We start from the raw sequence: 24,944 nt of genomic DNA on the forward strand, positions 1-24,944 counted from the left end.
GCGGGCGGCGGCGTCGCCGCCCGCCACTTGCCGCGCCGCCGCCCCAGTGGGGCCGGCGGCGCGCGGAAAAAAGTAGCCCGACATGACAGAACAGAACACCCTTGCGCACCAGTCCGACCCGGCCAACCGCGCGCGCCTACGCTGGCGCGCCCGCCGCGGACTGCTGGAAAACGACATTATCCTGACCCGTTTCCTCGATGCGCATGAAACTGAATTGACCGACGAAGAAGTGGACGCGTTCACGCGGCTCCTCGATTTGTCGGACAATACGCTGATGGATCTGGTGCTGGCCCGCAAGGAGCCGGACGGCGAGGTCGACCTGCCGCAGGTGCACGCACTGTTGCAACGGCTGCGCCAGGCATAGTTGCCGACCCCGGCGGCCGACGCTCGGCGGCGCGTTCGCGCCGCGTCCAGCGGCAGCGGGCGGCATGTCCAGAATTTTTGCCTTTTTTTTATTTGTCGCATCTCTCCAAGAAGGAAGAGTCCATGAACACCTCTGATAACAAAGCCACACTGTCGTTCTCCGATGGCAGCCCATCGATTGAATTCCCGATCTACCAGGGCACCGTCGGTCCGGACGTCATCGACATCCGCAAACTGTACGCCGGCACCGGCAAGTTCACCTACGACCCGGGCTTCATGTCCACCGCGGCGTGCAACTCGTCGATCACCTACATCGACGGCGACAAGGGCGAGCTGCTGTACCGCGGCTACCCGATCGAGCAGTTGGCCGTCAACGCCGACTTCATGGAATCGTGCTACCTGCTGCTGAACGGCGAACTGCCGAACGCCGCGCAAAAGGAAAAGTTCGTCGACACCGTGACCAAGCACACCATGGTCCACGAGCAGATGCAGTTCTTCTTCCGTGGCTTCCGCCGCGACGCCCACCCGATGTCGGTGCTGGTCGGCACGGTCGGCGCGCTGGCCTCGTTCTACCACGACTCGCTCGACATCAACGACCCGCACCACCGCGAAGTGTCGGCCATCCGCCTGATCGCCAAGATGCCGACCCTGGTCGCCATGTCCTACAAGTACTCGATCGGCCAGCCCTTCGTCTACCCGCGCAACGACCTGTCGTACAGCGCCAACTTCATGCGCATGATGTTCGGCAACCCGTGCGAAGAGTACAAGGTCAACGACGTGCTGGTGCGCGCGCTCGACCGCATCCTGATCCTGCACGCCGACCACGAGCAGAACGCCTCGACCTCGACGGTGCGCCTGTCCGGTTCGTCCGGCGCCAACCCGTTCGCCTGTATCGCCGCCGGCATCGCCTGCCTGTGGCGCCGCCCACGGCGGCGCCAACGAGGCCGCGCTGAACATGCTGAAGGAAATCGGCACGGTCGACAAGATCCCCGAGTTCATCGCCAAGGTCAAGGACAAGAACTCCGGCGTCAAGCTGATGGGCTTCGGCCACCGCGTCTACAAGAACTTCGACCCGCGCGCCAAGCTGATGCGTGAAACCTGCCACGAGGTGCTGAACGAACTGGGCCTGCACGACGACCCGCTGTTCAAGCTGGCGATGGAACTGGAAAAGATCGCGCTGAACGACGAATACTTCGTCTCGCGCAAGCTGTATCCGAACGTCGACTTCTACTCGGGCATCGTGCAGTCCGCGCTGGGCATCCCGGTCTCGCTGTTCACCGGTATCTTCGCCATGGCCCGCACCATCGGCTGGATCGCCCAGTGGAACGAGATGATCTCCGATCCGGAACAAAAAATCGGCCGTCCGCGCCAGCTGTTCGTCGGCTCGACCACGCGCGACGTGCTGCCGCTGGACCAGCGCGCCTAAGCCCCGCCGGCACTCCCTTGACGGCCCGCTCGACATGTCGAGCGGGCCGTTTTTCCTTGTGCGGGGCGGGCGCCGCCGCCGGGCGGCGCCTGGTGTGCCTCGAAGCAACATGCCGCGCGCCCGCCGCTTCCTTGCTATACTCGATCCCATCCCATATTGAAGGAAGCGAGGCAGTCATGGCGCTGGAAAGAGTGTTGTTGATGCACGGCCCGGTGCAATCGCGCGGCATCAACCCGGTGGTGCACCAGGAGTTCTACATCGAGCAGCAGCGCGGCGATCCCTACGCGCTGTTCAACAGCCAGCAGAACATCGTCTCGATGGCCTACGTGTTCCGCAAGCTGGGCTTCAAGATCTGCTACAGCGGCTGGGAGGAGGACGCCGAATGGCTGAACGCCAACGGCGACCTGTTCGACTACCTGGTGATCTCCAACCAGCACGTGCTCAACACCGAGAGCACCTTCTTCGGCCAGACCATCGCCAACAACAAGGAGAAGCTGTACTACGTCTCGATGAAGGGCCTGCAACTGATCCGCCGCGAGCTGGGCGACGAGGCCGTCGTCTTCAAGACGCGCGCCGACGTCACCGTGCACCAGGGCCACGCGGTGCTCAACCTGGCCCGCGTCGCGCGCCATTCGAAGGACATCCTGATCGAGTATATGCGGGTCAGCAATATGTACTCGGCGCCGGACTTCATGGTCATGGGCGAGATCGCGGTGCTCGAGGCGGTCTACAACAGCCTGTACGAGCACAGCGCGGCCGGCACCTCCTACCACGTCTCGTCCCACGTCGACCACACCTTCACCTACCTGGCGATGAAACAGGCCGGCCAGATCAACCGCATCATGACCATGAGCCGCGAGCTGTTCGAGTCGGTGGTGTGGCGCGGCCAGCCGCGCTATTTCCAGCACATCGATCCGACCTACGCCGCCACCTACTCGTTCGACAGCGAGATGGCGATCAATCCGAACACCCGGGTCGAGGAACTGGTGGCGCGCATCTCGCCGGAGGTGTCGGGCGCGGAGGCGCGCCCGCCGGGCGAGGGCGGCGCCACGCCCGGCTAGTCCCGCGCCAGGGCCCGGCCCAGCGGGTGGGCCAGAAAGAAGCGCAGGTCGTCCGGCACGCCCAGGCCGTACATGCCGGCGCGGTCGCGGCCGATGTTGTGGTAGCCCAGCTTGCGGCCGCGCGCGATCAGCTCGTTGTAGGCCGGCGCCACATAGAATTCGCCGTTGACGCGCAGGCCCCGGGCGATCATCTGCTCGGCGGCGGCGACAAAGTCGCCGCCGCGGGCGAAGTTGTAGATGCCCACCGTGGCCTCGTCCGAGACCACCTGCTTTTCCACCACCTCGACGATCGCGCCGCCGCCGTCCAGGCGCACGAAGGACCATTTGGGATCGTCCGCCGTCATCGTCATGATCAGGCCGTCGAGCCGCTCGTCCGCCATGCGCGCCAGATAGTCGTCGATGCTGGCGTCGATGTACTGGTCGCAATTGGCGATCATCAGCGGCTGCTCGTTGTCGATCAGTTCGCGCGCCAGCAGCACGGTGCAGGCGGCGCCCTCGGTCACCTGCGCCACCGGCACGACCACGCAGCCCGGCGCGATCGCCGCCAGCCTGGCGCCCAGCGCGTACTGCTCGAGGTGGGCCCGCTGGCACAGGAAGATGAAGCGGTGCGGCTGGGCCGGGCGCAGGTTGTCGACCACCACCTCGATCATGCTCTTGCCGCCCAGCGGGATCAGCGGCTTGGGCTCGACATAGCCGGCCTGGGCGAAGCGGCTGCCATGGCCGGCCATCGGCAACACGATATTCAACATCAGGGCTCCCCCAGGTATTTGTCGTCCACCGCGCCCGGCACCTTGACCACCAGCGTGACGCAGTCCTCCAGCGCCACGAAGTCGGTCGACTCCAGCGGCGAGACGACGACGATGTCGCCGCTGGCGTACTCGACGCCGTTCATGCGCACCCGGCCGCTCTGGATCACGGTGATCTCCTGGGCGATCTTGTGGTAGTGGCGCGCCTCGCTGTCGCCGGCGCGGTAGTGCTTGATCCCGACTTCGGCGGCGCCGGTGGCCAGCGCGGTCGGCGTGAAGTCGCCGACGAACCAGCCCCGCGTCATGTCGGCCAGCTTGTAGGTCCGCATCGGCCTAGCCTTTCGGGATGTCGAGGTAGGCGCGCAGCTCGTGCATTTTGCCGTCGCGCCATTCGACGATGTCGACGCCCTGCAGCCGCACGGCGTCCAGGTCCAGGGTGAATTCGATGAAGCAGGTGTCGCCGTCGGCGTAGACGCGCTTGGCCTGGAAGGACAGCGCCCGGCAGCCGGCGAAGATGGCCCCGATCGCGGCCAGCGCCGGCTGCTTGCCTTCGATGCGCTTGACCACCGGGTCCTCCAGCGCGAAGTCGTCGGCCAGCAGCGCGGCCACGCCGGCCAGGTCCCTTGGCGTCGAAGGCGCGGATGTATTGTTCGGTCAGTTGTTTGCTCATGTTTGGGTTCCTGTGGCGGAGTCAGCGCGCGAGGCGCGCCTCGTATTCCTCGATCTTTTTCGGCGAGTAGAAGGTGTGGTAGGCCGCGTTGGGAATCGGCAGCGCGGTCAGTTTGCGGTTCAACAGCACCAGTTCGTTGAGCACCGGCGCGATGTAGTAGACCCCGTCGACGCAGGTGTCCTTGCGGATCGAATGCTGCGCCGCCAGCACGAAGTCGGCGCCGCGCGCGAAGTAGTAGAAGCCGGCGATGGCGTGGCGGCTGATGGGGTGCTTCTCGGCCGTTTCGACGATGTCGTGCTCGCCCTCCAGCCGCACGTAGGACCAGCGCGGGTGCACCGAGTCGAAGGTCAGGCAGCCGGCGTCGCTGCCCAGCGCACGGAAGCGGGCCAGCAGCGGGTCCAGGTCGAGGTCGAAGATCTGGTCGCCGTTGACGATCAGCAGCGGCTCGTCGTTGCCGATGTGGTCGATCGCCAGCAGCGCGCTGCAGGCCGCGCCCTTGGTCTGGTTCAGCAGGCGGATGATGACGCTGTCGGCGCCGGCCAGCAGGCGCACCGTGCTGTCGAGGTGGTAGCGGCTGCAATCCTCGTCGCGCAGCACGAAGATGAAGCGCTTGTCGCCGCCGATGCTCGACAGGTTCTCCAGCAGGTGCTGGATCATCGGCTTGCCGTCGATCTCGATCAGCGGCTTGGGGAAGGGGTAGTCGCTGCCCTCGAAGAACATCGACTGCACGCTCAGCGGCACCAGGATGTTAAGCATGGGCGGCCTCCAGTTCGGCGATCTTGTGCATGATGTTGGCGTGGTTGACCTCGCGCACGTCGGTCACGCACAGCACGTGGGCGCCCGAGTCGCGCGCCGCCTTGATGCCGTTCGGGTTGTCCTCGACGATCAGGCACTCGGCCGCCTGCAGGCCCATGCGGCGGATCGCCGCGAGGTACATGTCGGGCGCCGGCTTGGGCGCCGCCACGTCCTCGTTGGACAGGAAGAAGTCGAGCAAGGGCAGCAGCTCGGCGCGCTCCATCATCAGGGCGATGGTCTGGCGGATCGAATTCGAGCACACCGCCATGCGGTAGCCCTGCGCCCGCAGCCGCGACAGCGCGTACTGGTGCTGGAACACCGGCTTGCACTTGGCGTAGATGACTTCGAGCGTGTAGATCTGTTTCATTTCGTTGATGAAGCCGTGCAGCGCCGGCGGCAGGCCGCGCTCCATCGACAGCATGCGCAGCTTGGTCTTGGTCGGCAGGCCGTCGTAGGTGACCAGGTGGTCGTAGCGGCTGATCGCCATGCCGAACAGTGTCAAGGCGCGGTTGAGCGCCTCGAAGTGCCATTCCTTGGCGTCGATCAGCACGCCGTCCATGTCGAAGATGATGGCTTTAATCTGGCTCACTGAAGTATTCCTTTGCGGCGGAGGGGAAGTCGGTGCACAGGCTCAGGCCGGCATGGCGCTGCAGTCCGGCCGCGCGCAGGCCTTGCCACAACGCCAGGTGCGGACGCCGGTGCAGTTCGGGCGAGACGATGCAGACCGGCTTGTCGCGCGCCAGCCAGTCGGCCACCAGCTGCGCCGGATACCACTCGCCGTGGAAGGCGTCCAGCCAGATGCCGGTGGCCTGCGCCAGGAACGCGGGCGTGCTCTCGTATTCGCTGAGGCGGGTGTAGGCCGGGGTGGCCTGCGCCAGGTAGCCCAGCGCGTCCGGCAGCGCCATGTCGAAGACGAAGGCGTCGTCGATGCGGTGCGCGGCCAGCGCGGCGGCGACCTTGGCCTGCAGGCCGTCGGCCTTGATGTTGAGCGCCAGCGGCCGGCCGCCGGGGTGGCGCGCGCACAGGGCCAGGAAGGCGTCCAGCGTCATCTCGCCGCCGCGCGGCATGTCGTGCGAAATGACCACCTCGCCGCCGGCGTCGCGCAAGTCGGTCTCGATGCCGAAGCCGCCGCGCAGGGCGCGCTCGAACGCGCCCGGCGAATTTTTCTGCGCCGCCGCGCTCCAGCAACCCCGGTGTGCCACGATCTTCATGCCTGCCTAGCCTTGCGCTCGATGCAATCGGGCAATTGTACCGTAATGGCGCCGGCGCGAGACCTCTTTTCGGGGCGCGCCGCCACGCCGTTCGGCCGCGCCGTTCGGCCGCGCCGTTCGGCCACGCCGTTCGGCCGCGCCGTCCGGCCGCGCGCGGCTCAGTCGGCGTCGAGCAGCTGGCGCAGGTCGGCCTCGCTCATCGGCTCGTGGAACTGCTTGCCCTGGATCTCGTCGCAGCCGTTCTGGCGCAGGAAGTTCTGCTGCGCCAGGCTCTCGACGCCCTCGGCCACCACCGGCAGGTGCAGCGAGCGGCCGATGCCGATCAGCGTGCGCACCAGGTCGCCGCTGTTGGTGACCGGGCAGATGCAGCCGACCGAGCTGCGCGCGATCTTCAGGTGCTGCATCGGCAGCTCCTGCAGGTAGCGCAGGTTGGTCAGGCCGGCGCCGAAGTCGTCGATCGCCAAGGACACGCCGAGCCGGCGGATCTGGTCGAGCACCGGCTTGTTCAGGTGCGGGTTGCGCAGCAGGTGCTCCTCGCGGATGTCGAGCTCGAGGCTGGCCGGGGCCAGCTGGAACTCCTCCAGCTTGGCGGCGATGCGGCTGATGTAGTTGCCCTGGCTGAACTCGCGGTAGGAGCTGTTGATGGTGATCGGCAGGCCGGCGCGGCCGGCCGCCTTGAGCCGCAGCAGCATGCGGCAGACCTGTTCGAGCACCCATTCGCCGAAGGGGATGATCATGCCGTTCTCCTCGGCGTCGGCGAGGAAGGCGGCCGGCAGCAGCACGCCCTGCTCGGGGTGGCGCCAGCGCAGCAGCGCCTCGACCCCGGTGACCTTCGAGGTGCTCAGGCTCTGGCGTGGCTGGAACAGCAGGAACAGCTGCTCGTTCTCGAGCGCCTCGCGCATCTCCGCCTCCAGCGCCCGCTTGGCGTCGGTGGTCGACTTCATGTCGACCGAAAAGAAGTGCACCTCGCCCTTGCCGGCCTCCTTGGAGTGGTACATGGCGGTGTCGGCGGCGCGCACCAGCTCGTAGGCGCTGACGCCGTCGTGCGGGAAGATGCTGACGCCGATCGCGCCGCAGATGGGGATCTGCGTGTCGTCGTACTGGATCGGCTTGCTCAGCCTCGCGCACCCGCTCGATCATGCGCAGCGCGAAGCGCAGCGAGGGCTGGTCGGCCAGCACCAGCACGAACTCGTCGCCGCTCAGCCGGGCCACCGTGTCGGTGCCGCGCACCGAGGCCTGCAGGCGCTTGGCCACCACCTTGAGCACCTCGTCGCCGACCTCGTGGCCCATGGTGTCGTTGATGCACTTGAACTTGTTCAGGTCGAGCAGGATGGTGGCCACCAGCGACTTGTTGCGCTGCGCCGACTGCAGCGCCTGCTCGAGGCGGTCCCACAGCAGGTTGCGGTTGGCCAGCCCGGTCAGCGGGTCGTGGTTGACCTCGTGCTCGAGGTGGGCGGTGCGCTGCTTGAGGGCGGTGACGTCGTTGACCAGGCCGATGAAGTGGCTGACCTCGCCGCGCTCGTCGCGCACCGGGGTGATGGTCAACTCGTTCCAGAACAGCTCGCCGTCCTTGCGCAGGTTGCGCAGCACCACGTTGATCTCCAGGCGGGCGTCGATGGCGCCGCGCAGGCGGCGCCGCTCGGCGTCGTCGAGGCCGGGCGCGGCCATGAAGCGCGAGTCGCGCCCCAGCGCCTCGGCCATGCTGTAGCCGGTGATGCGCTCGAAGGCCGGGTTGACGTACTCGATCGGGTTGTCCTTGCCCTCGCAGCGGCAGATGACGATGCCGTTGCTGACGGCGTGCAGGGCGCGGTCGCGCACCAGCAGGTCGCGCTGTTCGCGGCGCCGCTCGCTGATGTCGAAGCCCATCGCGCACAGGTAGTGCTTGCCGCCGTAGGCCAGCCGCATGGCGCTGATCAGGTAGGGCGTCTCGCCGCCGTCGCGGGTGCGGATCTGCGCCTCGGCGCACAGCTGCTCGCCGTGCGCCATCACCTCGCCGATGGCCGGACCCAGGCGCTGCCACTCCGGCGGCGGAAACAGGCCGTCGATGTGCATGGCGCCCAGTTGCTCGGGGGACATGCCGGTGGCCGCCGCCATGCTCTGGTTCCACAGCACGAAGCGGCCGTCCGAATTGCTGATGAGGAAGTGCCCGGCGATCAGGTTCATCATCGACTTGAGCGGGATGTTGCCGACCTCCTCGGCCAGCTCGATGCGGCCGAGCTTGCCGTCGCGCACGATCAGCGCGATATAGCCGATCAGGTGGCGGGACTTGCCGAACTGCGGCAACAGGTTCAGCCGCGTGGCGAGCTCGCCGTCGCGGGCGCGCAGCAGGCTCAGGTCGAATTCCATCGCCAGCGGCACGGCCAGTTGCAGGTGTTCGCCGACGGCGGCGCGGTCGGGCGCCGCGATCAGGTCGACCAGGGGCAGGTGCAGCACCTCGTGTTCGGTGTGGCCGAGCATGGCCTGGCAACTGGCGTTCCAGGTCGCCACCTTGCCTGTCGAGCTGACCAGGAACGCCGGATTGCCGGCGGCTGTCTGGGGTTCGTCGGCGTCCGCCATCATCTTCTCCTTGGTGGGGGGCGCACGCCGCCCCCGACTAACGGTAGACCCGCGCCGGCGCCACTCGTTCCCGGACTGAACGGGCAAAATTTGCAGTCGGCGCCGTGGCGGCAAGCGGCAGGCGGCAGGCGGCAGGCGACGCGGCCGGCAGGCAGGCGCGGGCGCGGGCGCGCGGCGGCGCACGCGTCGCGCCGGCATCGGCTATAGTGTTGCCATTGTCATCACTGCCGAGGTCGCATGAAGGTCGAAAAAACCACCCTGGGCGGCGTCCGCGTGCGCCTCGAGCCGCTCTGCGCGGCGCATCTGCCGGCCTTGGCCGTGGCCATCGGCGACGGCGAACTGTGGCAGTTGCCGGTCACCTTCGTGCCGCCCCCCGAGCAGCTCGACGGCTTCCTGGCCGACGCCGAGGCGGCCTACGCCGCCGGCCGCGAACTGGCCTTCGCCACCATCGACATCGCCAGCGGCGCGGTGGTCGGCAGCACGCGCTTCCGCGAGATCCGCGCCAAGCACCTGCGCGCCGAGATCGGCTTCACCTTTATCGGCCAGAGCTGGCAGCGCAGCCACGTCAACACCGAGGCGAAGTATTTGATGCTGTGCCACGCCTTTGAGCACTGGGGCTGCAACCGGGTCGAGTTCCTCACCGACTTCCTCAACGCCAAGTCGCGCGCCGCCATCGCCCGCCTCGGCGCGCAGCAGGAGGGCGTGTTGCGCAGCCATATGGTGATGCGCGAGGGGAGGGTGCGCGACTCCGTCATCTTCAGCATCACCGGCGCCGAATGGCCGGCCGTCAAGCGGGTGCTGGAGGAAAAGCTGGCCGTGGCGGCGTGAGGGGGAGAAATTGAGGCTGTCAGCATAGAAAACGGGCGGCAGGGACTTTCGTCCACCGCCGCCCGTTTGCGCTCAAGCCGCGTCGCTTGCGCGCGACACGGTATCAGCTAGCATCGAACTACCACTTGATCTCGCCCTTGGCGACCTTGGCGCTGGTGTCGAGCGCGCCGGCCAGGCCGACGCTCGGGTACAGCGTCTTCATGGTGGCGATCAGCTCGGCCGAGTTGGCCGCCTTGGCGCTTTCCAGCTCGAAACGCAGCAGGTAGTCGCGGGTGAAGGCGATGCTGTCGACCGTCAACGGGGCGCCCACCTTGAAGTGGCCCGGCACGATGGTGCTCGGCTTGAGCGCCTCGATGCCCTTCAGCGTGGCCAGCCACTGCTGGCGCGACTCCGGCGTTTGCGTGTCGGCGGTCCAGACGTGCAGCTCGTTGAACAACACCACGCCGCCGACCACCGCCTTGATCGACGGAATCCAGACGTAGCTGCGCTCGACCGGCACGCCGTGCTCGCTGGCGATCTTCAGGCTCTGGCCTTCCAGCTTGATGGTGTCGCCCTTCAACACCTGCGGCATGACGATGCCCTGCGGCGCGTTGTCCTTCAGAATCGGACCCCAGTAGCCGACCTTGGCCTTGGCCTTCTTCTCCATCGCCGCCACGGTGTGCGCGCTGGCGACGATTTGCGCGTCGGGGAAGGCCGCCTTGATGACGTCCAGGCCGAAGTAGAAGTCGGGGTCGCCGTGGCTGACGTAGACGGTGGTCAGGCGCTTGCCGCTGGCGCGGATCAGCTCGACCAATTTCAGCGCCTCGGCGCGGGAGAACTGGGCGTCGATCAACACCGCGTCCTTGTGGCCGCTGACCAGCACCGAGGCGACCGGAAAGATCGCCGCCTCGCCCGGGTTGAACACGTCCAGCTTCAGCGGCGCGGGGGCGGCGGCGGCGGCCGAGGCGGGAACCATGCCCAGGGCGGTGCTGGCGGCGAGGGCGGCGGACAGGATGGTGTGCTTGAACATGATGTTTTCTTTCGGATGGGGTTGGGATGGACGTATCTTAAATTTCTTAATCCGATAGAAAAAGGGGATAATTCGACCAAGTCAATTGCATGGATCGGACGAATCATGGATCGCATCACTTCCGCCCAGGTGTTTGTCGCCATCGCCGAGCGCGGCAGCATGATCGCCGCCGCCGAGGTGCTCGACATGTCGCGCGCCATGGTGACGCGCTACCTGGCGCAAATGGAGGACTGGGCCGGCGCCCGCCTGCTGCACCGCAGCACGCGCCGGCTCAGCCTGACCGACGCCGGCGAGCGGACCCTGGCGCGCTGCCGCGCCATGCTCGAGCTGGCCGACGCCATCGAGGTCGGCCCCAGCGACGAGGCCGACACGCCGCGCGGCCTGCTGCGCATCACCTGCTCGCAGTCGCTGGCGCAGGCGGCGCTGGCCGGCGCCGTCAGCGAGTATCTGCGGCGCTACCCGCACACCTCGGTCGACCTGCAGGTCAACAACCGCGCCGTCAACCTGGTGGAGCAACGCATCGACCTGGCCTTGCGCATCACCAACGCGTTGGAGCCGAACCTGATCGCCCGCCAGCTGGGCAACTGCGCCTCGGTGGTGTGCGCCGCGCCGGCCTACCTGGCGGCGCGCGGCACGCCGCTGCGCGCCGAGGACTTGGCCGGCCACAACTGCCTGACCTACACCTATTTCGGCAAGAGTTTGTGGCAGTTCAGTTACCGTGGCGAGACGCTGTCGGTGCCGGTCAGCGGCAACCTGTCGGCCAACGAAGATTTGGTGCTGCTGGCGGCGACGGTGGAGGGCGCCGGCGTGTCGCTGCAGCCGCTGTATTCGGCGGCGCCGCTGATCGCCGCCGGCAAGCTGGTGGCGCTGCTGCCCGAGCACCTGCCGCAACAGATGGGCATCCACGGCATCTACACCTCGCGCCAGCACATGCCGCCGGCCTTGCGCGCCATGCTCGACCATCTGTTGGCCTGGTTCGCCGGCCATCCGAGCTGGCTGGCGCACGGCGCCGGGCGGGGCTGATGCCCGGGCCTGTCGCGCCGCCACCCCGACCCGCGACGCCGGCGTCGGGGGTCTGACCCCGTACGGGGTCAGACCCCCGGCTTGCGGGGTAAAGGCGCGGCTCCGGCGCGCCCGTCGAACCCGCGCACGATTCATTGAATTCATGCCAATATTGCCGCTGAAAGCGTGTCTACTGGCGGCCTGAGCAAAACAATTATCGGTGCAATCCGCTCGCGCAATTGGTTGTTGGGATACAATACCGCGTGCTACCCTGAATGACCGTATTTAAAGTATTGAACGAAACTTAGCCCTTCCCCACAACTTGATGTGCAATCCGCTAACCGGTCAGGCCGTGTCGCGGAAGGTTAGATTAACCCGCTAATCTCGCGAAGCGCGAAGAAAGGTGAGCAATATGATGCAACAACACTCGTCCAACTCCTACCTGTTTGGTGGGAACGCACCGTACGTGGAAGACCTGTACGAAGCGTATCTCAACAACCCGGGTTCCGTGCCAGACAACTGGCGCGCCTACTTCGACGCCATGCAGCACGTGCCGGCCGTCGATGGTTCCAACAAGCCCGACGTGGCCCACGCCAACGTCATCGCCTCCTTCGCCGAACGCGCCAAAGCCGGCCCGATCCGCACCGTGGTCGCCTCCGCCGACGCCGAAATGGGCCGCAAGCGTGTCGCCGCGACCCAGCTGATCGCCGCCTACCGCTACCTGGGCACGCACTGGGCCAATCTGGACCCGCTGCAACGCCAGGAACGTCCGACCATCCCCGAGCTGGAGCCGAGCTTCTACGGTTTCACCGATGCGGACATGGACACCGTATTCAATATCAGCAATACCTATTTCGGTCCAGAAACCGCGACCCTGCGCGATCTGATCAACTTCCTGCGTGACACCTACACCCGTTCGATCGGTGCCGAGTTCATGTACATCTCCGACCCGGCCGAAAAGCGCTGGCTGCAGGAGAAGCTGGAATCGATCCGCTCGACCCCGAGTTTCACCCCCGAGAAAAAAATCCACATCCTCGACCGCCTGACCGCGGCCGAAGGCCTGGAACGCTATCTGCACACCAAATACGTCGGCCAGAAGCGCTTCTCGCTCGAAGGCGGCGAGACCTTCATCGCCTCGATGGACGAGACCATCCAGCGCGCCGGCGAAAAAGGCGTGCAGGAGATCGTCATCGGCATGGCCCACCGTGGCCGTCTGAACGTGCTGGTCAACACCCTGGGCAAGGCGCCGCAGGAGCTGTTCGAAGAGTTCGAAGGCAAGCACGGCGACGACCTGCCGGCCGGCGACGTCAAGTACCACCAAGGTTTCTCCTCCGACATCTCCACCGCCGGCGGCCCGGTCCACCTGTCGCTGGCCTTCAACCCGTCCCACCTGGAGATCGTCAACCCGGTCGTCGAGGGTTCGGTCAAGGCCCGCATGGACCGCCGCGGCGACAAGGAAGGCGCGCAAGTGCTGCCTATCCTGGTGCACGGCGACGCCGCCTTCGCCGGCCAGGGTGTTGTGATGGAAACGCTGAACCTGGCGCAGACCCGCGGCTACGGCACGGGCGGCACGGTGCACATCGTCATCAACAACCAGATCGGCTTCACCACCTCCGACCCGCGCGACTCGCGCTCGACGCTGTATTGCTCGGACGTGGTCAAGATGATCGAAGCGCCGGTGCTGCACATCAACGCCGATGATCCGGAAGCCGTCGTGCTGGCGACCCAGATCGCGCTCGACTACCGCATGGAGTTCAAGAAGGACATCGTCCTCGACATCATCTGCTACCGCAAACTGGGCCACAACGAACAGGACACCCCTGCGCTGACCCAGCCGCTGATGTACAAGAAGATCGGCCAGCACCCGGGCACCCGCAAGCTGTACGCGGACAAGCTGGTGGCGCAGGGCGTCATTCCCGCCGACGGCGGCGAGAAAATGGTCGCCGCCTTCCGCGACGCCATGGACGCCGGCAAGCACACGGTCGACCCGGTCATCTCCAACTTCAAGAACAAGTACGCCGTCGACTGGCTGCCTTTCCTGAACCGCAAGTGGACCGACAGCGCCGACACGGCCGTGCCGATGACCGAGCTGAAACGCCTGGCCACCCGCATCACCACCGTGCCGGAAGACTTCAAGGTCCACTCGCTGGTCGAGAAGGTGCTGGGCGACCGCGCCACCATGGGCCGCGGCGAAATGAACCTGGACTGGGGCATGGGCGAACACCTGGCCTACGCCTCGCTGGTCTCGTCCGGCTACGCCATCCGCCTGACCGGCCAGGACGCCGGCCGTGGCACCTTCGTGCACCGCCATGCCGTGCTGCACGACCAGAACCGCGAGAAGTGGGATGCCGGTTCGTACGTGCCGCTGTGCAACGTATCGGACAGCCAGGCACCGTTCACCGTGATCGACTCCGTGCTGTCGGAAGAGGCCGTACTGGCCTTCGAATACGGCTACGCCAGCGCCGAACCGAACACCCTGACCATCTGGGAAGCCCAGTTCGGCGACTTCGCCAACGGCGCCCAAGTGGTGATCGACCAGTTCATCAGCTCCGGCGAAGTGAAGTGGGGCCGCGCCTGCGGCCTGGTGATGATGCTGCCGCACGGCTACGAAGGCCAGGGTCCGGAGCATAGCTCGGCCCGTCCCGAGCGTTTCCTGCAACTGTGCGCCGACAACAACATGCAAGTCGTGCAGCCGACCTCGGCCTCGCAGATCTTCCACGTGCTGCGCCGCCAGATGGTGCGCCAGTTCCGCAAGCCGCTGGTGATCCTGACGCCGAAGTCGCTGCTGCGCAACAAGGACGCCGGTTCGCCGCTGACCGACCTGGCCAAGGGCGTGTTCCACACCGTCATCGGCGAAGTGGACGAGAAGATCGACGCCAAAAAGGTCAAGCGCGTCGTCGCCTGCTCGGGCAAGGTCTACTACGACCTGGTCAACGCCCGCAAAACGCGCGGCCAGACCGACACGGCGATCATCCGCGTCGAGCAGCTGTATCCGTTCCCGCACAAATCGTTCGCCGCCGAGTTGAAGAAGTTCCCCAACCTGGCCGAAGTGGTCTGGGCGCAGGACGAGCCGCAGAATCAGGGCCCATGGTTCCAGATCCAGCACAACATCTTCGAGAGCATGGACGCTGGTCAGCGCCTGGCCTACGCCGGTCGCCCGGCCTCGGCCTCGCCTGCGGTCGGTTACTACGACAAGCACTATGCGCAGCAGAAGGAACTGCTGGAGACCGCGTTCTCCAAGCTCAAGGGTTTCATCCTCACCAAATAACGATGGAGCGCCGCGCAGCCCAGGCTGACGCGGCGCCGCGATAACAATACAAACACGGAGTTTTACATGGCACAAATCGAAGTTAAAGTACCCCAGCTGTCCGAATCGGTCGCCGAAGCGACCATGCTCACCTGGCACAAGAAGGTCGGCGAGTCCGTCGCCCGCGACGAGAACCTGATCGACATCGAAACCGACAAGGTGGTGCTGGAACTGCCGGCCCCGGCCGCCGGCGTCATCGTACAAATCATCAAGGGCGACGGTGCCACCGTCGTCGCCGGCGAAATCATCGCCATCATCGACACCGAAGGCTCGGCCAAGGTCAGCCCGATGGAAGTGTCGGCCGCGCCCGCCGCGCCAGCCGCCGCCGCACCTGCCGCAGCCAACAAGGGCGACGTCGCCATGCCGGCCGCCGCCAAGATCCTGTCGGAAGCCAACATGAGCGCCGCGCAAGTGGCCGGCTCCGGCAAAGACGGCCGCGTCACCAAGGGCGACGCCCTGGCCGCCGTGGCGGTCAAGCCCGCCGCTCCGGCAGCGCTGGCACCAGCGGCCGCCAAGCCGGCCCTGCAGCAAGTGGCCGCGCCTAGCGCCGCCAGCCTGGGCGAGCGTCCGGAAGAGCGCGTGCCGATGAGCCGCCTGCGCGCCCGTATCGCCGAGCGCCTGCTGCAGTCGCAGTCGACCAACGCCATCCTGACCACGTTCAACGAAGTGAACATGGCTCCCGTGATGGAACTGCGCAACAAGTACAAGGACAAGTTCGAGAAAGAGCACGGCGTCAAGCTGGGCTTCATGTCCTTCTTCGTCAAGGCCGCCGTTGCCGCGCTGAAGAAATACCCGATCATCAACGCCTCGGTCGACGGCAACGACATCGTCTACCACGGCTACTTCGACATCGGCATCGCCGTCGGTTCGCCACGCGGCCTGGTGGTGCCTATCCTGCGCAACGCCGACCAGATGTCGATCGCCGACATCGAGAAGAAGATCGGTGAATTCGGCGCCAAGGCCAAGGAAGGCAAGCTGACCCTGGACGACCTGACCGGCGGCACCTTCTCGATCTCCAACGGCGGCACCTTCGGCTCGATGCTGTCGACCCCGATCATCAACCCGCCACAGTCGGCCATCCTGGGCGTGCACGCCACCAAGGACCGCGCCGTGGTCGAAAACGGCCAGATCGTCATCCGTCCGATGAACTACCTGGCGATGTCCTACGACCACCGCATCATCGACGGCCGCGAAGCCGTGCTGGGCCTGGTCGCCATGAAGGAAGCGCTGGAAGATCCGGCCCGCCTGCTGCTGGACCTGTAATTTCGACGTCGTCACCCGTCCACCCGCGACCGTGCGTTGAGGGTCAGACCCTAGGGTCTGACCCTGGCTTTGCGGTCGCGGGTCTATCCAGAGAGGTCAAGCATGAGCGTCTCCGAAGAAATCAAACGTTTGCACGAACTGAACCAGGCCGGCGCCCTGTCCGACGCGGAATTCGCCCAGGCCAAGGCGCGCCTGCTCAGCGGTCCGGCGCTCGACAAGAGCAACGGCGAGGGTGGCAGCGAGCTGGTGCAGGAATTCAACCGCTTCCGCCGCTCGCCACGCGACCGCTGGCTGGGCGGCGTCTGCGGCGGCCTCGGCCAGGCCTCCGGCATGGAGTCGTGGATCTGGCGCTTGATCTTCGTGTTGTTCACGCTGTCGTTCGGCTTCGGACTGGTGATTTACATACTGCTATGGATCTTCGTCCCGGACGAAGAACAGATTGGGAACTAAAAAATGAGCACAACTAAACAATTCGACGTCGTCGTCATCGGTGGCGGCCCAGGCGGCTACATCGCGGCCATCCGCGCGGCCCAGCTGGGCTTCTCGGTCGCCTGCGTCGACGCGGCGGAAAACGCCAAGGGCGGCCCGGCCCTGGGCGGCACCTGCACCAACGTCGGCTGCATCCCGTCGAAGGCGCTGCTGCAATCGTCCGAGCACTACGAGCACGCCGGCCACTCCTTCGCCGACCACGGCATCGACGTCTCCGGCCTGAAGCTGAACCTCGGCCAGATGCTCAAGCGCAAGGACACCATCGTCAAGCAGAACAACGACGGCATCGTCTTCCTGTTCAAAAAGAACAAGGTGACCTTCTTCCACGGCCGCGCCAGCTTCGCCGGCGCCGCCACCGCGGAAGGCTACCCGCTGAGCGTGTCGGCCCCGGCCAACGAGACCATCAACGCCAAGCACGTCATCGTGGCGACCGGCTCCAACGCGCGTGAACTGCCGGGCGCGCCGTTCGACGAGAAACTGATCCTGTCGAACACCGGCGCACTGGCGATCGACGCCGTGCCGGCCAAGCTGGGCGTGATCGGCGCCGGCGTCATCGGTCTGGAAATGGGCAGCGTGTGGCGCCGCCTGGGTTCCGAAGTGACCGTGCTGGAAGGCCTGCCGGTGTTCCTCGGCGCGGTCGACGAGCAGATCGCCAAGGAAGCCGGCAAGCTGTTCGCCAAGCAGGGCCTGAACATCAACCTCGGTTGCAAGATCGGCCAGATCACCCCGGGCAAGAACAACGTTTCCGTGGCCTACGAAAACGCCAAGGGCGAGGCGCAGACCGCCGTGTTCGACAAGCTGATCATCTCGATCGGCCGCACGCCGAACACCAACGGCCTGGCCGCCGACAAGGTCGGCCTGCAACTCGACGAGCGCGGCTTCATCGCCGTCGACGGCGACTGCAAGACCAACCTGCCGAACGTGTGGGCGGTGGGCGACGTGGTGCGCGGCCCGATGCTGGCGCACAAGGCCGAGGAAGAGGGCGTTGCCGTGGCCGAGCGTATCGCCGGCCAGCACGGCCACACCAACTTCAACACGATTCCCTGGGTGATCTACACCTCGCCGGAAATCGCCTGGGTAGGCCAGACCGAGCAGCAGCTGAAAGCCGCCGGCATCGCCTACAAGGCAGGCACCTTCCCGTTCATGGCCAACGGCCGCGCCCGCGCGCTGGGCGACACCTCGGGCATGGTCAAGTTCCTGGCCGACGCCACCACCGACGAGATCCTCGGCGTGCACATCATCGGACCGATGGCTTCCGAGCTGATCGCCGAGGCCGTCGTGGCGATGGAATTCAAGGCTTCGGCCGAGGACATCGCGCGCATCTGCCACGCCCACCCATCGCTGTCGGAAGCGACCAAGGAAGCCGCGCTGGCGATCGACAAGCGCACCTTGAACTTCTAAGATCGCGGCCTTACCCGCGCCGAGAATGTAGGGTCAGACCCTAGGGTCTGACCCTGGGTTCTGTCCCCGGCCATCCGGGTGCGCGGGCAAGACTCGATCATCATTGCCGTAGGGCGGGCCTGGCCCGCCATTTTTTTTGCGCAGTCGTCGCACAGAATTGAACCACATGAACGTCCAAGAGTTTTACCAGCATGCGTTGGAGCAACGCGATTTCAAGGCCGACGAGGCGCAAGGCCGTGCCGTCGAGCGACTGCAGCGCTGCTACGACGAGTGGGTCGAGTACAAGGGCCAGCGCTCGAACAGCTTCAAACGCCTGATCAACCGGCCCGACGTGCCGCGCGGCGTCTACATGTGGGGTGGCGTGGGGCGCGGCAAGTCTTTCCTGATGGACAGTTTCTATTCGGTGGTGCCGCTGGTGCGCAAGACCCGGCTGCACTTCCACGAATTCATGCGCGGCGTGCACCGCGAACTCGACGAGCTGACCGGCGTGGCCGACCCGCTCAACGAGGTGGCGCGCCGCATCGCCAAGAAATACCGGCTGATCTGCTTCGACGAGTTCCACATCTCCGACGTGGCCGACGCGATGATCATGTACAACCTGTTGAAGGCGCTGTTCGACAACGGCGTCTCCTTCATCATGACCTCCAACTACGAGCCGGGCACGCTGTATCCGGACGGCCTGCACCGCGACCGCATCCTGCCCACCATCGCCCTGCTCAAGGAGCGCCTCGACGTGATGAACATCGACGCCGGCATCGACTACCGCGGCCGGGCGCTGGAGCAGGTCGACTGCTACTACACGCCGCTCGGCGCGGCCACCGACCGCGCCCTGCGCGAGGCCTACGCCAAGATCGCCGAGCAGGCCGACGAGGACCCTGCGTGCGCATCGAAAGCCGCGAGATCCGCGCGCTGCGCCGCGCCGGCACCACCATCTGGTTCGATTTCAACACCCTGTGCGGCGGTCCCCGTTCGCAGAACGACTACCTGGAAATCGCCAGCCGCTTCCATACCGTGATATTGTCCGAGATTCCGATGATGTCGGCGTCGATGTCGTCCGAAGCGCGCCGTTTCACCTGGTTGATCGACGTCTTCTACGACCAGGGCGTGAAGCTGCTGATGTCGGCCGAGGTGGCGCCGGAGGAGTTGTACACCAACGGCGTGTTGTCGAACGAGTTCCACCGCACCGTCTCGCGCATCGTCGAGATGCAGTCGCGCGAATACATGGACAAGGAACAGCGCGGCGCCGCCGCCGCGCTGTCTTGAAGCAAACAAGGATGAGCATGATGAAACGTATCACCACGACGGCGCTGGCGCTGGCCACCGCGCTGGCACTGGCCGCGCCGGGGCCGGCCGCCGCCCAGGGCGTCGGCCAGGAGCCGATCGGCGCGCCGCGCGTGCCGGAAAGCCATTCGGTCGAGCAGGCCGACGCCACCCTGGCCCAGGTGGCCAAGGACCGCGCCGCCGCGCACGCCCGCTACGCCGCCGAGGAACAGGTCTGCTACACGCTGTTCTTCGTCAACCGCTGCCTGGACAAGGCCAAGGAGGTGCGCCGCGTCGCCCTGTCGGAACTGCGCGCGGTCGAGGTCGAGGCCAACCACTTCAAGCGGGTCGAGTCGGTCGAGCGGCGCGACCAGGAGCTGGCCGAGCGCATCCGCAAGGACGAGGTCGAACAGGCCGCGCGCCTGGCGCAGCCGGCCAAACCGGTGCCGCTGGTCGGCGCCGCCGAGACGCCGCGCGCGCCGCCGTCCGGGCCCAGCCTGCAGCAGCGGCAGGAGGCCTACGACGCCAAGCTGCGGCGCCAGCAGGCCGAGGAGGCCGCCAGCGCAGGCCAGCGCGCCGCCAACGCCGCCGCCTTCGAGAAGAAGGCCGCGCTGTCGGCGCAGCGCCAGCGCGACGTCGCCGCCCGCAAGGCGGACAAGGCGGCCAAGCTGGACGCCAAGCAGAAGCAGGAGGCGGCCGCCGAGAAGAAGGCCGCCGCGGCCGCAGCGGCGGCCGCCGCCAAGCGCTGACGGCGCCGGCGCCGCCGCGGCCGCTCAGGGCACGCGGGTGTTCTTTTGCCCGGCGATGGCCTCGGCGTCGGGCGGCGCGACCAGCTTGACGATGGCCATGCTGCAATTGTCGCCCTTGCCCTTGGCCCGTTCGATGGCCTTGTTGATCAGCAATTCGGCCGCCAGCCGTGGCGTGTTGCGCGCCAGCACGGCGGCCAGCTCGCCGTCGGCGAAGTACTGCCACAGGCCGTCCGAGCACAACAGGAAGCTGTCGCCCGGCCGCAGGCCCTGGTGGCTGCCGACGGTGACGAAGGGCGGTTTCAGGCCGTGGCCCAGCACATTGCTCAGCGCGCGCGTGGCGCGGTGCCTGCGCGCCGCCTCGGCCGGCAGCCGGTCGACCTCGATCAAATGGGCGACGTAGGCGTCGTCGTTGCTGCGCTGGACGCATTGGGCGCCGCTAAACTGGTAGAGGCGGGCGTCGCCGACATGGGCCCAGAGCGCCTGGCCCAGCGGCGTCAGCAGCAGCACCACCATCGCCGCCTGCGGCTCGCTGGCGGCGGCGATCGGGTTCATACGGATGATCTGGTGGGCCTCGGCGGCGATCTGGCGCAGCAGCGCCTGCAGCCGGGCCGTGCCGGGCGCCTCGCCGGGGCGGAACTCGTCGAGCAGGTGCTTGCCGGTCAGCAGCACCTGGTCGGCCGCGATGACGCCGCCGCCGCCGCCGGCGTCGGCCAGCAGCGCCATCACATAGCCGGGCGCGCCGGCGGCGGTGTAGAGGGCGACGCGGTCCTGCTGTAGAGTCCGGTTGCCGATGTGCTGGGCCGTGCCGGCCTCGATCTTGTAGTTGCCCATAGAATACGCGGTGTCCTGGAGAGCTCGATCGCGCGCTGGCCCGCGCTGGGTATCAATCTGGTTGGCGGCAGGGCCGCCGTAGATTAAACTATGCACCGGTAAGCAGTTTTGTTGCAAGCAGAGGTTGGCCAAGCGAAACTATTTGCAAAATGATTGTATGCGTATCTGTCCGGAACGCACTGAACAATTTGTAACAGAAAACTGAGAACCATGACTGATGCACAAGAAATACAGCGGCGCCTGATTGAACTCGACGTGGAACACCGCGATCTGGACGCGGTCATCGACATGCTCACGCTCGACGGCCACCACGACCAACTGCAACTGCGCCGCCTGAAGAAGCGCAAATTGCAGCTGAAAGACTATATCACTTTGCTAAAAATGCAACTAGTGCCCGATGTCCCGGCCTGAGCGGCGCCCCGCGCGCCGCCGGCCTCACCAAAGCATACTTTGACCGAACAACACTTGACGCCTGCGGCGCCCGCCGACGAGCAGGCAGCTTCCCCCATTCCGACCGCCGTGGCCGCCAGCACCGGCGCGGCCGCGCCGCGCGCGCGCCTGGTGCCGCCGCCGGCCGCCGCCGCGCCCGGGCCGGCCGACGCCGCCGAGGCGCCGGCCGCCGCCGAGCCCTGGGTCGAGCCCGGCCGCCACGACGCCGACATCGAACGCCTGTTCGGCGCCGGCGGCCCGCTCGGCCCGGCGGTGGGCGACTACCGGCCGCGCCGCTCGCAGACCGACATGGCCAAGGCGATCGCCGACGCCATCGCCAAGCAGACCACCCTGATCGCCGAGGCCGGCACCGGCACCGGCAAGACCTTCGCCTACCTGGTGCCGGCGCTGATGTGGGGCGGCAAGACCATCGTCTCCACCGGCACCAAGAACTTGCAGGACCAGTTGTTCCTGCGCGACATTCCGACCGTGCGCGCGGCGCTGCAGGCGCCCGTCTCGGTGGCCTTGCTCAAGGGCCGCTCGAACTACGTCTGCCACTACCACCTCGAGCGCACGCTGCAGAACGGCCGCATGACCTCGCGCGAGGACGTCGGCAACCTGCGCGAGATTTCGCGCTTCATCAAAATGACCAGTTCGGGCGACAAGGCCGAGCTGGCGCGGGTGCCGGAGAACGCGCTGATCTGGAACCTGGTCACCTCGACCCGCGACAACTGCATGGGCGCCGAGTGCCAGTACTACCAGGACTGCTTCGTCATGAAGGCGCGCAAGGAGGCGCAGCAGGCCGACGTGGTGGTGGTCAACCACCACCTGTTCTTCGCCGACGTGGCGCTGAAGGACACCGGCGTGGCCGAGCTGTTGCCGTCGGCCAACACCATCATCTTCGACGAGGCGCACCAGCTGCCCGACACGGCGACCCTGTTCTTCGGCGACACCTTCTCCACCTCGCAGGTGCTCGAGCTGTGCCGCGACGTGCTGGCCGAGGCCTGTCCAACGCCCGCGACGGCGCCGACTGGGGCAAGGTGGTCACCGTGGTGGAGAAGGCGGCGCGCGACCTGCGCCTGACTTTCTCGCAGGACATCGTGCGCATGTCGCTGGCGCAGATCGCGCCGTCGAGCGACTTCTTCCCGGCGCTGCAGCATTTGAAGGACGAGCTGGACGGCATGATCGCCGTGCTCGAGACCCAGGCGGTGCGCGCCGAGACGCTGGAACAGTGCCGCGTGCGCGGCGTCGAGCTGGCGCAGCAGCTGGCGGCGTGGAAGTTCGACCCGAAGGCGCGCGTCACGCCGGGCGAGGAGGCGGTGTTCTGGGTCGAGGCCTACACCACCTCGCTGCAGCTGCACAAGACGCCGCTGTCGATCGCGCCGATCTTCAACGGCCAGCGCGAGGGCGTGCCGCGCAGCTGGATCTTCACCTCGGCGACGCTTGCCGTGAAGAACGATTTCAAGCACTTCGCCGAGCAGATGGGCCTGGCCGACGAGCCGGCGCGCAGCTGGCCCAGCCCCTTCGACTACGAGAAGCAGGGCATCCTCTACGTGCCGCAGAACATGCCGGACCCGAATTCGATGGGCTACACCGACGTGGTGCTGGACAAGGCGCTGCCGATCATCGAGGCGGCCGGCGGCCGCACCTTCCTGCTCTGCACCACGCTGCGCGCGGTGAAGCGGGCGGCCGAGCGCCTGCGCGACGAGTTCGCCAAGCGCGGGCTGCCGTATCCGCTGTTCGTGCAGGGCGACAAGGGCCGCACCGAGCTGCTCGACCAGTTCCGCAAGTCCGGCAACGGCGTGCTGATCGGCAGCCAGAGCTTCTGGGAGGGCGTCGACGTGCGCGGCGAGGCCTTGTCGCTGGTCATCATCGACAAGCTGCCCTTCGCCCCGCCCGACGATCCGGTGCTGGCGGCGCGCATCGAGGTGATGGAAAAGCAGGGCAAGAACGGCTTCATGCACCACACCCTGCCGGAGGCGATCATCAATTTGAAGCAGGGCGCCGGCCGCCTGATCCGCGACGAGGGCGACCGTGGCGTGCTGATGTTGTGCGATCCGCGCGTCATCTCCAAGCCGTATGGCCGGCGCATCTGGCAGTCCCTGCCGCCGTTCAAGCGCTCGCGCGAGGAGGCCGAGGTGCTGGAATTTTTCCGCAACCTGCCGCCGACGACGGCTGGAAACGCCGCCGCTAAAGATTCTGATTCGTAACTTTCGGTAGTCTTTTTGGTTTCTTCACGGCGTACTGGAATGCCGGCCTTACCCCGCAAGCAAAGGGGTCTGACCCCCCGCCTTGGCGCCGCAGGGGTCAGACCCCGGCTTCGGCGTCGCGGGCTAGGGGTAAAAAAACGGGGCGCCGACAGCGATGTCGGCGCCCCGTTTTCATGTCGGCGGCCGCTCCGCGCTTGACATTCTTGCCATTCAATCAAGGCGGGGCGGGGCCGCCGTCGAGCCCGGATCAAGCCTGCGGCAGGATCACCACCTTGCCGGTGACCTTGCGCGCGGCCATGTCCTCGAGCGCGCGGGCGGTGTCGGCCAGCGCGTAGCGGGCCGAGATGCGCGGCTTGATCTTGCCCTCCGCCAACCAGCCGAGCAGCTCGCGCATGGCCGCCAGGTTGGCCTTCGGTTCGCGCTTGGCGAACTCGCCCCAGAACACGCCGACCAGCGAGGCGCCCTTGAGCAGGGTCAGGTTGAGCGGCAGCTTGGGGATCTCGCCGTTGGCGAAGCCGACCACCAGATAGCGGCCGCGCCAGGCGATGGAACGGAAGGCCGCCTCGCTGTAGTCGCCGCCGACCGGGTCGTAGACCACGTCCGGTCCCTTGCCGCCGGTGGCCGCCTTGATCGCCTCGCGCAAATCTTCCTTGCTGTAGTTGATCACGGCGTCGGCGCCGTGCGCCTTGCACACTTCCAGCTTCTCGTCGCTCGAAGCGGCGGCAATGACGCGGGCTCCCAGCGCTTTGCCGATCTCGATGGCGGCCAGGCCGACCCCGCCGGCCGCGCCAAGAACCAGCATGGTCTCGCCAGATTTTAGCGCGGCCCTATCGACCACGGCGTGGTGCGAGGTGCCGTAGGTCAGCGTGATGGCGGCGGCGGTGTCGAAATCCATGCCGGGCGGCATGGGCATCAGGGCCTGCGCCGGCACCGCCAACTGCTGGCCGAAACCGCCGGTCGCGGTGAAGGCGATGACCCGGTCGCCGACCTTGAAGCCGGTCACGTCGGGCGCCACCGCGCTGACCACGCCGGCCACCTCGCTGCCCGGGGTGAACGGCAGCTCCGGCTTGAACTGGTACTTGCCTTGGATGATCAGCACGTCCGGGAAGTTGACGCCGGCGGCCCGCACCTCGACCACCACCTGGCCGGCGGCCGGCAGCGGCGCCGCCAGTTCCTCGACGACCAGGGTGTCGGGCAGGCCCCAGGCCTTGCATACGATGGCTTTCATTTGTGTGTCTCCGTTCTCGGTTGGATGGGTGTGGCTGAAAATAGTACGACCGTTTGGTTTTTCCAATTATGCCTGAAATGGCGCCAGCGCAATCGGTGTTTTCATTTTGC

Annotated in this window: 20 protein-coding genes and 4 pseudogenes; 13 read left to right on the forward strand and 11 right to left on the reverse strand. The window is 66.7% G+C overall.

Going from position 1 to position 24,944, the window contains the following annotated elements:
- Positions 1-82 precede the first annotated feature (82 nt).
- From QC826_RS07205 to QC826_RS07215, 3 genes and pseudogenes are all read left to right on the forward strand, one after another.
- On the forward strand, positions 83-364 hold the full coding sequence (locus QC826_RS07205; protein ID WP_093388035.1) for a succinate dehydrogenase assembly factor 2: 282 nt from the start codon (positions 83-85) through the stop codon (positions 362-364).
- 122 nt (positions 365-486) lie between these two features.
- Positions 487-1,789 (forward strand): annotated as a pseudogene (gene gltA / locus QC826_RS07210) (citrate synthase).
- Positions 1,790-1,965: 176 nt separating this feature from the next.
- Positions 1,966-2,850, forward strand: coding sequence for a hypothetical protein (locus QC826_RS07215; RefSeq protein WP_279764997.1), 885 nt, complete (start codon positions 1,966-1,968; stop codon positions 2,848-2,850).
- Here the strand turns inward: QC826_RS07215 and QC826_RS07220 are convergent.
- From QC826_RS07220 to QC826_RS07255, 8 genes and pseudogenes are all read right to left on the reverse strand, one after another.
- Positions 2,847-3,599 (reverse strand): glycosyltransferase family 2 protein, encoded by a 753-nt coding sequence (locus QC826_RS07220; RefSeq protein ID WP_279764998.1) that lies wholly within the window; start codon positions 3,597-3,599, stop codon positions 2,847-2,849. The genes QC826_RS07215 and QC826_RS07220 overlap by 4 nt on opposite strands.
- The gene (locus QC826_RS07225; RefSeq protein WP_279765000.1) at positions 3,599-3,925 is read right to left on the reverse strand and encodes a hypothetical protein; all 327 of its coding nucleotides are present in this window, start codon (positions 3,923-3,925) and stop codon (positions 3,599-3,601) included. Before QC826_RS07225 ends, QC826_RS07220 begins: the two co-directional genes overlap by 1 nt.
- A 4-nt stretch (positions 3,926-3,929) precedes the next feature.
- On the reverse strand, positions 3,930-4,214 hold the full coding sequence (locus tag QC826_RS07230; RefSeq protein ID WP_279766412.1) for a nuclear transport factor 2 family protein: 285 nt from the start codon (positions 4,212-4,214) through the stop codon (positions 3,930-3,932).
- Between the two features lie 73 nt (positions 4,215-4,287).
- Positions 4,288-5,022 (reverse strand): glycosyltransferase family 2 protein, encoded by a 735-nt coding sequence (locus QC826_RS07235; RefSeq protein ID WP_093388044.1) that lies wholly within the window; start codon positions 5,020-5,022, stop codon positions 4,288-4,290.
- Positions 5,015-5,650, reverse strand: coding sequence for an HAD family hydrolase (locus QC826_RS07240; RefSeq protein ID WP_279765001.1), 636 nt, complete (start codon positions 5,648-5,650; stop codon positions 5,015-5,017). Before QC826_RS07240 ends, QC826_RS07235 begins: the two co-directional genes overlap by 8 nt.
- Positions 5,637-6,272, reverse strand: a complete 636-nt coding sequence (locus QC826_RS07245; RefSeq protein WP_279765002.1) for a hypothetical protein — start codon at positions 6,270-6,272, stop codon at positions 5,637-5,639. The genes QC826_RS07240 and QC826_RS07245 overlap by 14 nt, the downstream gene beginning before the upstream one ends.
- A 158-nt stretch (positions 6,273-6,430) precedes the next feature.
- Positions 6,431-7,291 carry a putative bifunctional diguanylate cyclase/phosphodiesterase gene (locus QC826_RS07250; RefSeq protein WP_279765003.1) on the reverse strand — a complete coding sequence of 287 codons (861 nt, stop codon included), beginning with the start codon at positions 7,289-7,291 and terminating at the stop codon, positions 6,431-6,433.
- 136 nt (positions 7,292-7,427) lie between these two features.
- Positions 7,428-9,026: pseudogene (locus QC826_RS07255) on the reverse strand (PAS domain S-box protein); the annotation flags it as partial.
- Positions 9,027-9,065: 39 nt separating this feature from the next.
- Here QC826_RS07255 and QC826_RS07260 point away from each other — a divergent pair.
- Positions 9,066-9,656 carry a GNAT family N-acetyltransferase gene (locus QC826_RS07260; protein WP_279765004.1) on the forward strand — a complete coding sequence of 197 codons (591 nt, stop codon included), beginning with the start codon at positions 9,066-9,068 and terminating at the stop codon, positions 9,654-9,656.
- A 118-nt stretch (positions 9,657-9,774) separates the two neighbouring features.
- Here QC826_RS07260 and QC826_RS07265 read toward each other — a convergent pair whose 3' ends face one another.
- Positions 9,775-10,665: an MBL fold metallo-hydrolase gene (locus tag QC826_RS07265; RefSeq protein ID WP_279765005.1), complete on the reverse strand. Its 891-nt coding sequence runs from the start codon at positions 10,663-10,665 to the stop codon at positions 9,775-9,777.
- A 105-nt stretch (positions 10,666-10,770) separates the two neighbouring features.
- Between QC826_RS07265 and QC826_RS07270 the strand changes: the two genes are divergently transcribed.
- The 7 genes and pseudogenes from QC826_RS07270 to QC826_RS07300 all read left to right on the forward strand — a co-directional run bounded on the left by QC826_RS07270 (position 10,771) and on the right by QC826_RS07300 (position 20,136).
- Positions 10,771-11,688, forward strand: coding sequence for a LysR family transcriptional regulator (locus QC826_RS07270; protein ID WP_279765006.1), 918 nt, complete (start codon positions 10,771-10,773; stop codon positions 11,686-11,688).
- A 391-nt stretch (positions 11,689-12,079) separates the two neighbouring features.
- Positions 12,080-14,935 carry a 2-oxoglutarate dehydrogenase E1 component gene (locus tag QC826_RS07275; RefSeq protein WP_093388054.1) on the forward strand — a complete coding sequence of 952 codons (2,856 nt, stop codon included), beginning with the start codon at positions 12,080-12,082 and terminating at the stop codon, positions 14,933-14,935.
- A 66-nt stretch (positions 14,936-15,001) separates the two neighbouring features.
- Positions 15,002-16,237 (forward strand): 2-oxoglutarate dehydrogenase complex dihydrolipoyllysine-residue succinyltransferase, encoded by a 1,236-nt coding sequence (gene odhB, locus QC826_RS07280; RefSeq protein WP_279765007.1) that lies wholly within the window; start codon positions 15,002-15,004, stop codon positions 16,235-16,237.
- Positions 16,238-16,339: 102 nt separating this feature from the next.
- A complete protein-coding gene (locus tag QC826_RS07285; protein WP_279765008.1) occupies positions 16,340-16,687 on the forward strand; it encodes a PspC domain-containing protein in 348 nt (115 codons plus the stop codon).
- A gap of 3 nt (positions 16,688-16,690) precedes the next feature.
- Positions 16,691-18,127, forward strand: a complete 1,437-nt coding sequence (lpdA, locus tag QC826_RS07290; RefSeq protein ID WP_279765010.1) for a dihydrolipoyl dehydrogenase — start codon at positions 16,691-16,693, stop codon at positions 18,125-18,127.
- 166 nt (positions 18,128-18,293) lie between these two features.
- Positions 18,294-19,390 (forward strand): annotated as a pseudogene (gene zapE, locus QC826_RS07295) (cell division protein ZapE).
- 17 nt (positions 19,391-19,407) lie between these two features.
- On the forward strand, positions 19,408-20,136 hold the full coding sequence (locus QC826_RS07300) for a hypothetical protein (protein ID WP_279765011.1): 729 nt from the start codon (positions 19,408-19,410) through the stop codon (positions 20,134-20,136).
- Positions 20,137-20,160: 24 nt separating this feature from the next.
- On the opposite strand, the gene QC826_RS07305 is transcribed toward QC826_RS07300, so the two are convergent.
- Positions 20,161-20,967 carry a PP2C family serine/threonine-protein phosphatase gene (locus QC826_RS07305; protein ID WP_279765012.1) on the reverse strand — a complete coding sequence of 269 codons (807 nt, stop codon included), beginning with the start codon at positions 20,965-20,967 and terminating at the stop codon, positions 20,161-20,163.
- 210 nt (positions 20,968-21,177) lie between these two features.
- Here QC826_RS07305 and QC826_RS07310 point away from each other — a divergent pair, with 210 nt between their 5' ends.
- Both QC826_RS07310 and QC826_RS07315 read left to right on the forward strand, forming a co-directional pair.
- Entirely contained in the window at positions 21,178-21,378 is a 201-nt protein-coding gene (locus QC826_RS07310; RefSeq protein ID WP_093388065.1) for a YdcH family protein, read from the forward strand.
- A gap of 150 nt (positions 21,379-21,528) precedes the next feature.
- Positions 21,529-23,606, forward strand: a pseudogene (locus tag QC826_RS07315) (ATP-dependent DNA helicase).
- A 247-nt stretch (positions 23,607-23,853) separates the two neighbouring features.
- Here the strand turns inward: QC826_RS07315 and QC826_RS07320 are convergent.
- The gene (locus QC826_RS07320) at positions 23,854-24,834 is read right to left on the reverse strand and encodes an NADPH:quinone oxidoreductase family protein (protein ID WP_279765013.1); all 981 of its coding nucleotides are present in this window, start codon (positions 24,832-24,834) and stop codon (positions 23,854-23,856) included.
- Between the last annotated feature and the right edge of the window lie 110 nt (positions 24,835-24,944).

The organism is Rugamonas sp. DEMB1 (assembly GCF_029834475.1).
In the GTDB taxonomy this organism is placed as follows: Bacteria; Pseudomonadota; Gammaproteobacteria; order Burkholderiales; family Burkholderiaceae_D; genus Rugamonas; species Rugamonas rubra.

Coding starts and splice junctions, on each gene's coding strand:
- QC826_RS07310 (WP_093388065.1), top strand. CDS start 21,178: ATGACTGATGCACAAGAAATACAGCGGCGCCTGATTGAACTCGACGTG.
- QC826_RS07215 (WP_279764997.1), top strand. CDS start 1,966: ATGGCGCTGGAAAGAGTGTTGTTGATGCACGGCCCGGTGCAATCGCGC.
- QC826_RS07305 (WP_279765012.1), bottom strand. CDS start 20,967: ATGGGCAACTACAAGATCGAGGCCGGCACGGCCCAGCACATCGGCAAC.
- QC826_RS07300 (WP_279765011.1), top strand. CDS start 19,408: ATGATGAAACGTATCACCACGACGGCGCTGGCGCTGGCCACCGCGCTG.
- QC826_RS07265 (WP_279765005.1), bottom strand. CDS start 10,665: ATGTTCAAGCACACCATCCTGTCCGCCGCCCTCGCCGCCAGCACCGCC.
- odhB (WP_279765007.1), top strand. CDS start 15,002: ATGGCACAAATCGAAGTTAAAGTACCCCAGCTGTCCGAATCGGTCGCC.
- QC826_RS07220 (WP_279764998.1), bottom strand. CDS start 3,599: ATGTTGAATATCGTGTTGCCGATGGCCGGCCATGGCAGCCGCTTCGCC.
- QC826_RS07225 (WP_279765000.1), bottom strand. CDS start 3,925: ATGCGGACCTACAAGCTGGCCGACATGACGCGGGGCTGGTTCGTCGGC.
- QC826_RS07245 (WP_279765002.1), bottom strand. CDS start 6,272: ATGAAGATCGTGGCACACCGGGGTTGCTGGAGCGCGGCGGCGCAGAAA.
- QC826_RS07260 (WP_279765004.1), top strand. CDS start 9,066: ATGAAGGTCGAAAAAACCACCCTGGGCGGCGTCCGCGTGCGCCTCGAG.
- QC826_RS07275 (WP_093388054.1), top strand. CDS start 12,080: ATGATGCAACAACACTCGTCCAACTCCTACCTGTTTGGTGGGAACGCA.
- QC826_RS07285 (WP_279765008.1), top strand. CDS start 16,340: ATGAGCGTCTCCGAAGAAATCAAACGTTTGCACGAACTGAACCAGGCC.
- QC826_RS07235 (WP_093388044.1), bottom strand. CDS start 5,022: ATGCTTAACATCCTGGTGCCGCTGAGCGTGCAGTCGATGTTCTTCGAG.
- QC826_RS07320 (WP_279765013.1), bottom strand. CDS start 24,834: ATGAAAGCCATCGTATGCAAGGCCTGGGGCCTGCCCGACACCCTGGTC.
- QC826_RS07270 (WP_279765006.1), top strand. CDS start 10,771: ATGGATCGCATCACTTCCGCCCAGGTGTTTGTCGCCATCGCCGAGCGC.
- lpdA (WP_279765010.1), top strand. CDS start 16,691: ATGAGCACAACTAAACAATTCGACGTCGTCGTCATCGGTGGCGGCCCA.
- QC826_RS07205 (WP_093388035.1), top strand. CDS start 83: ATGACAGAACAGAACACCCTTGCGCACCAGTCCGACCCGGCCAACCGC.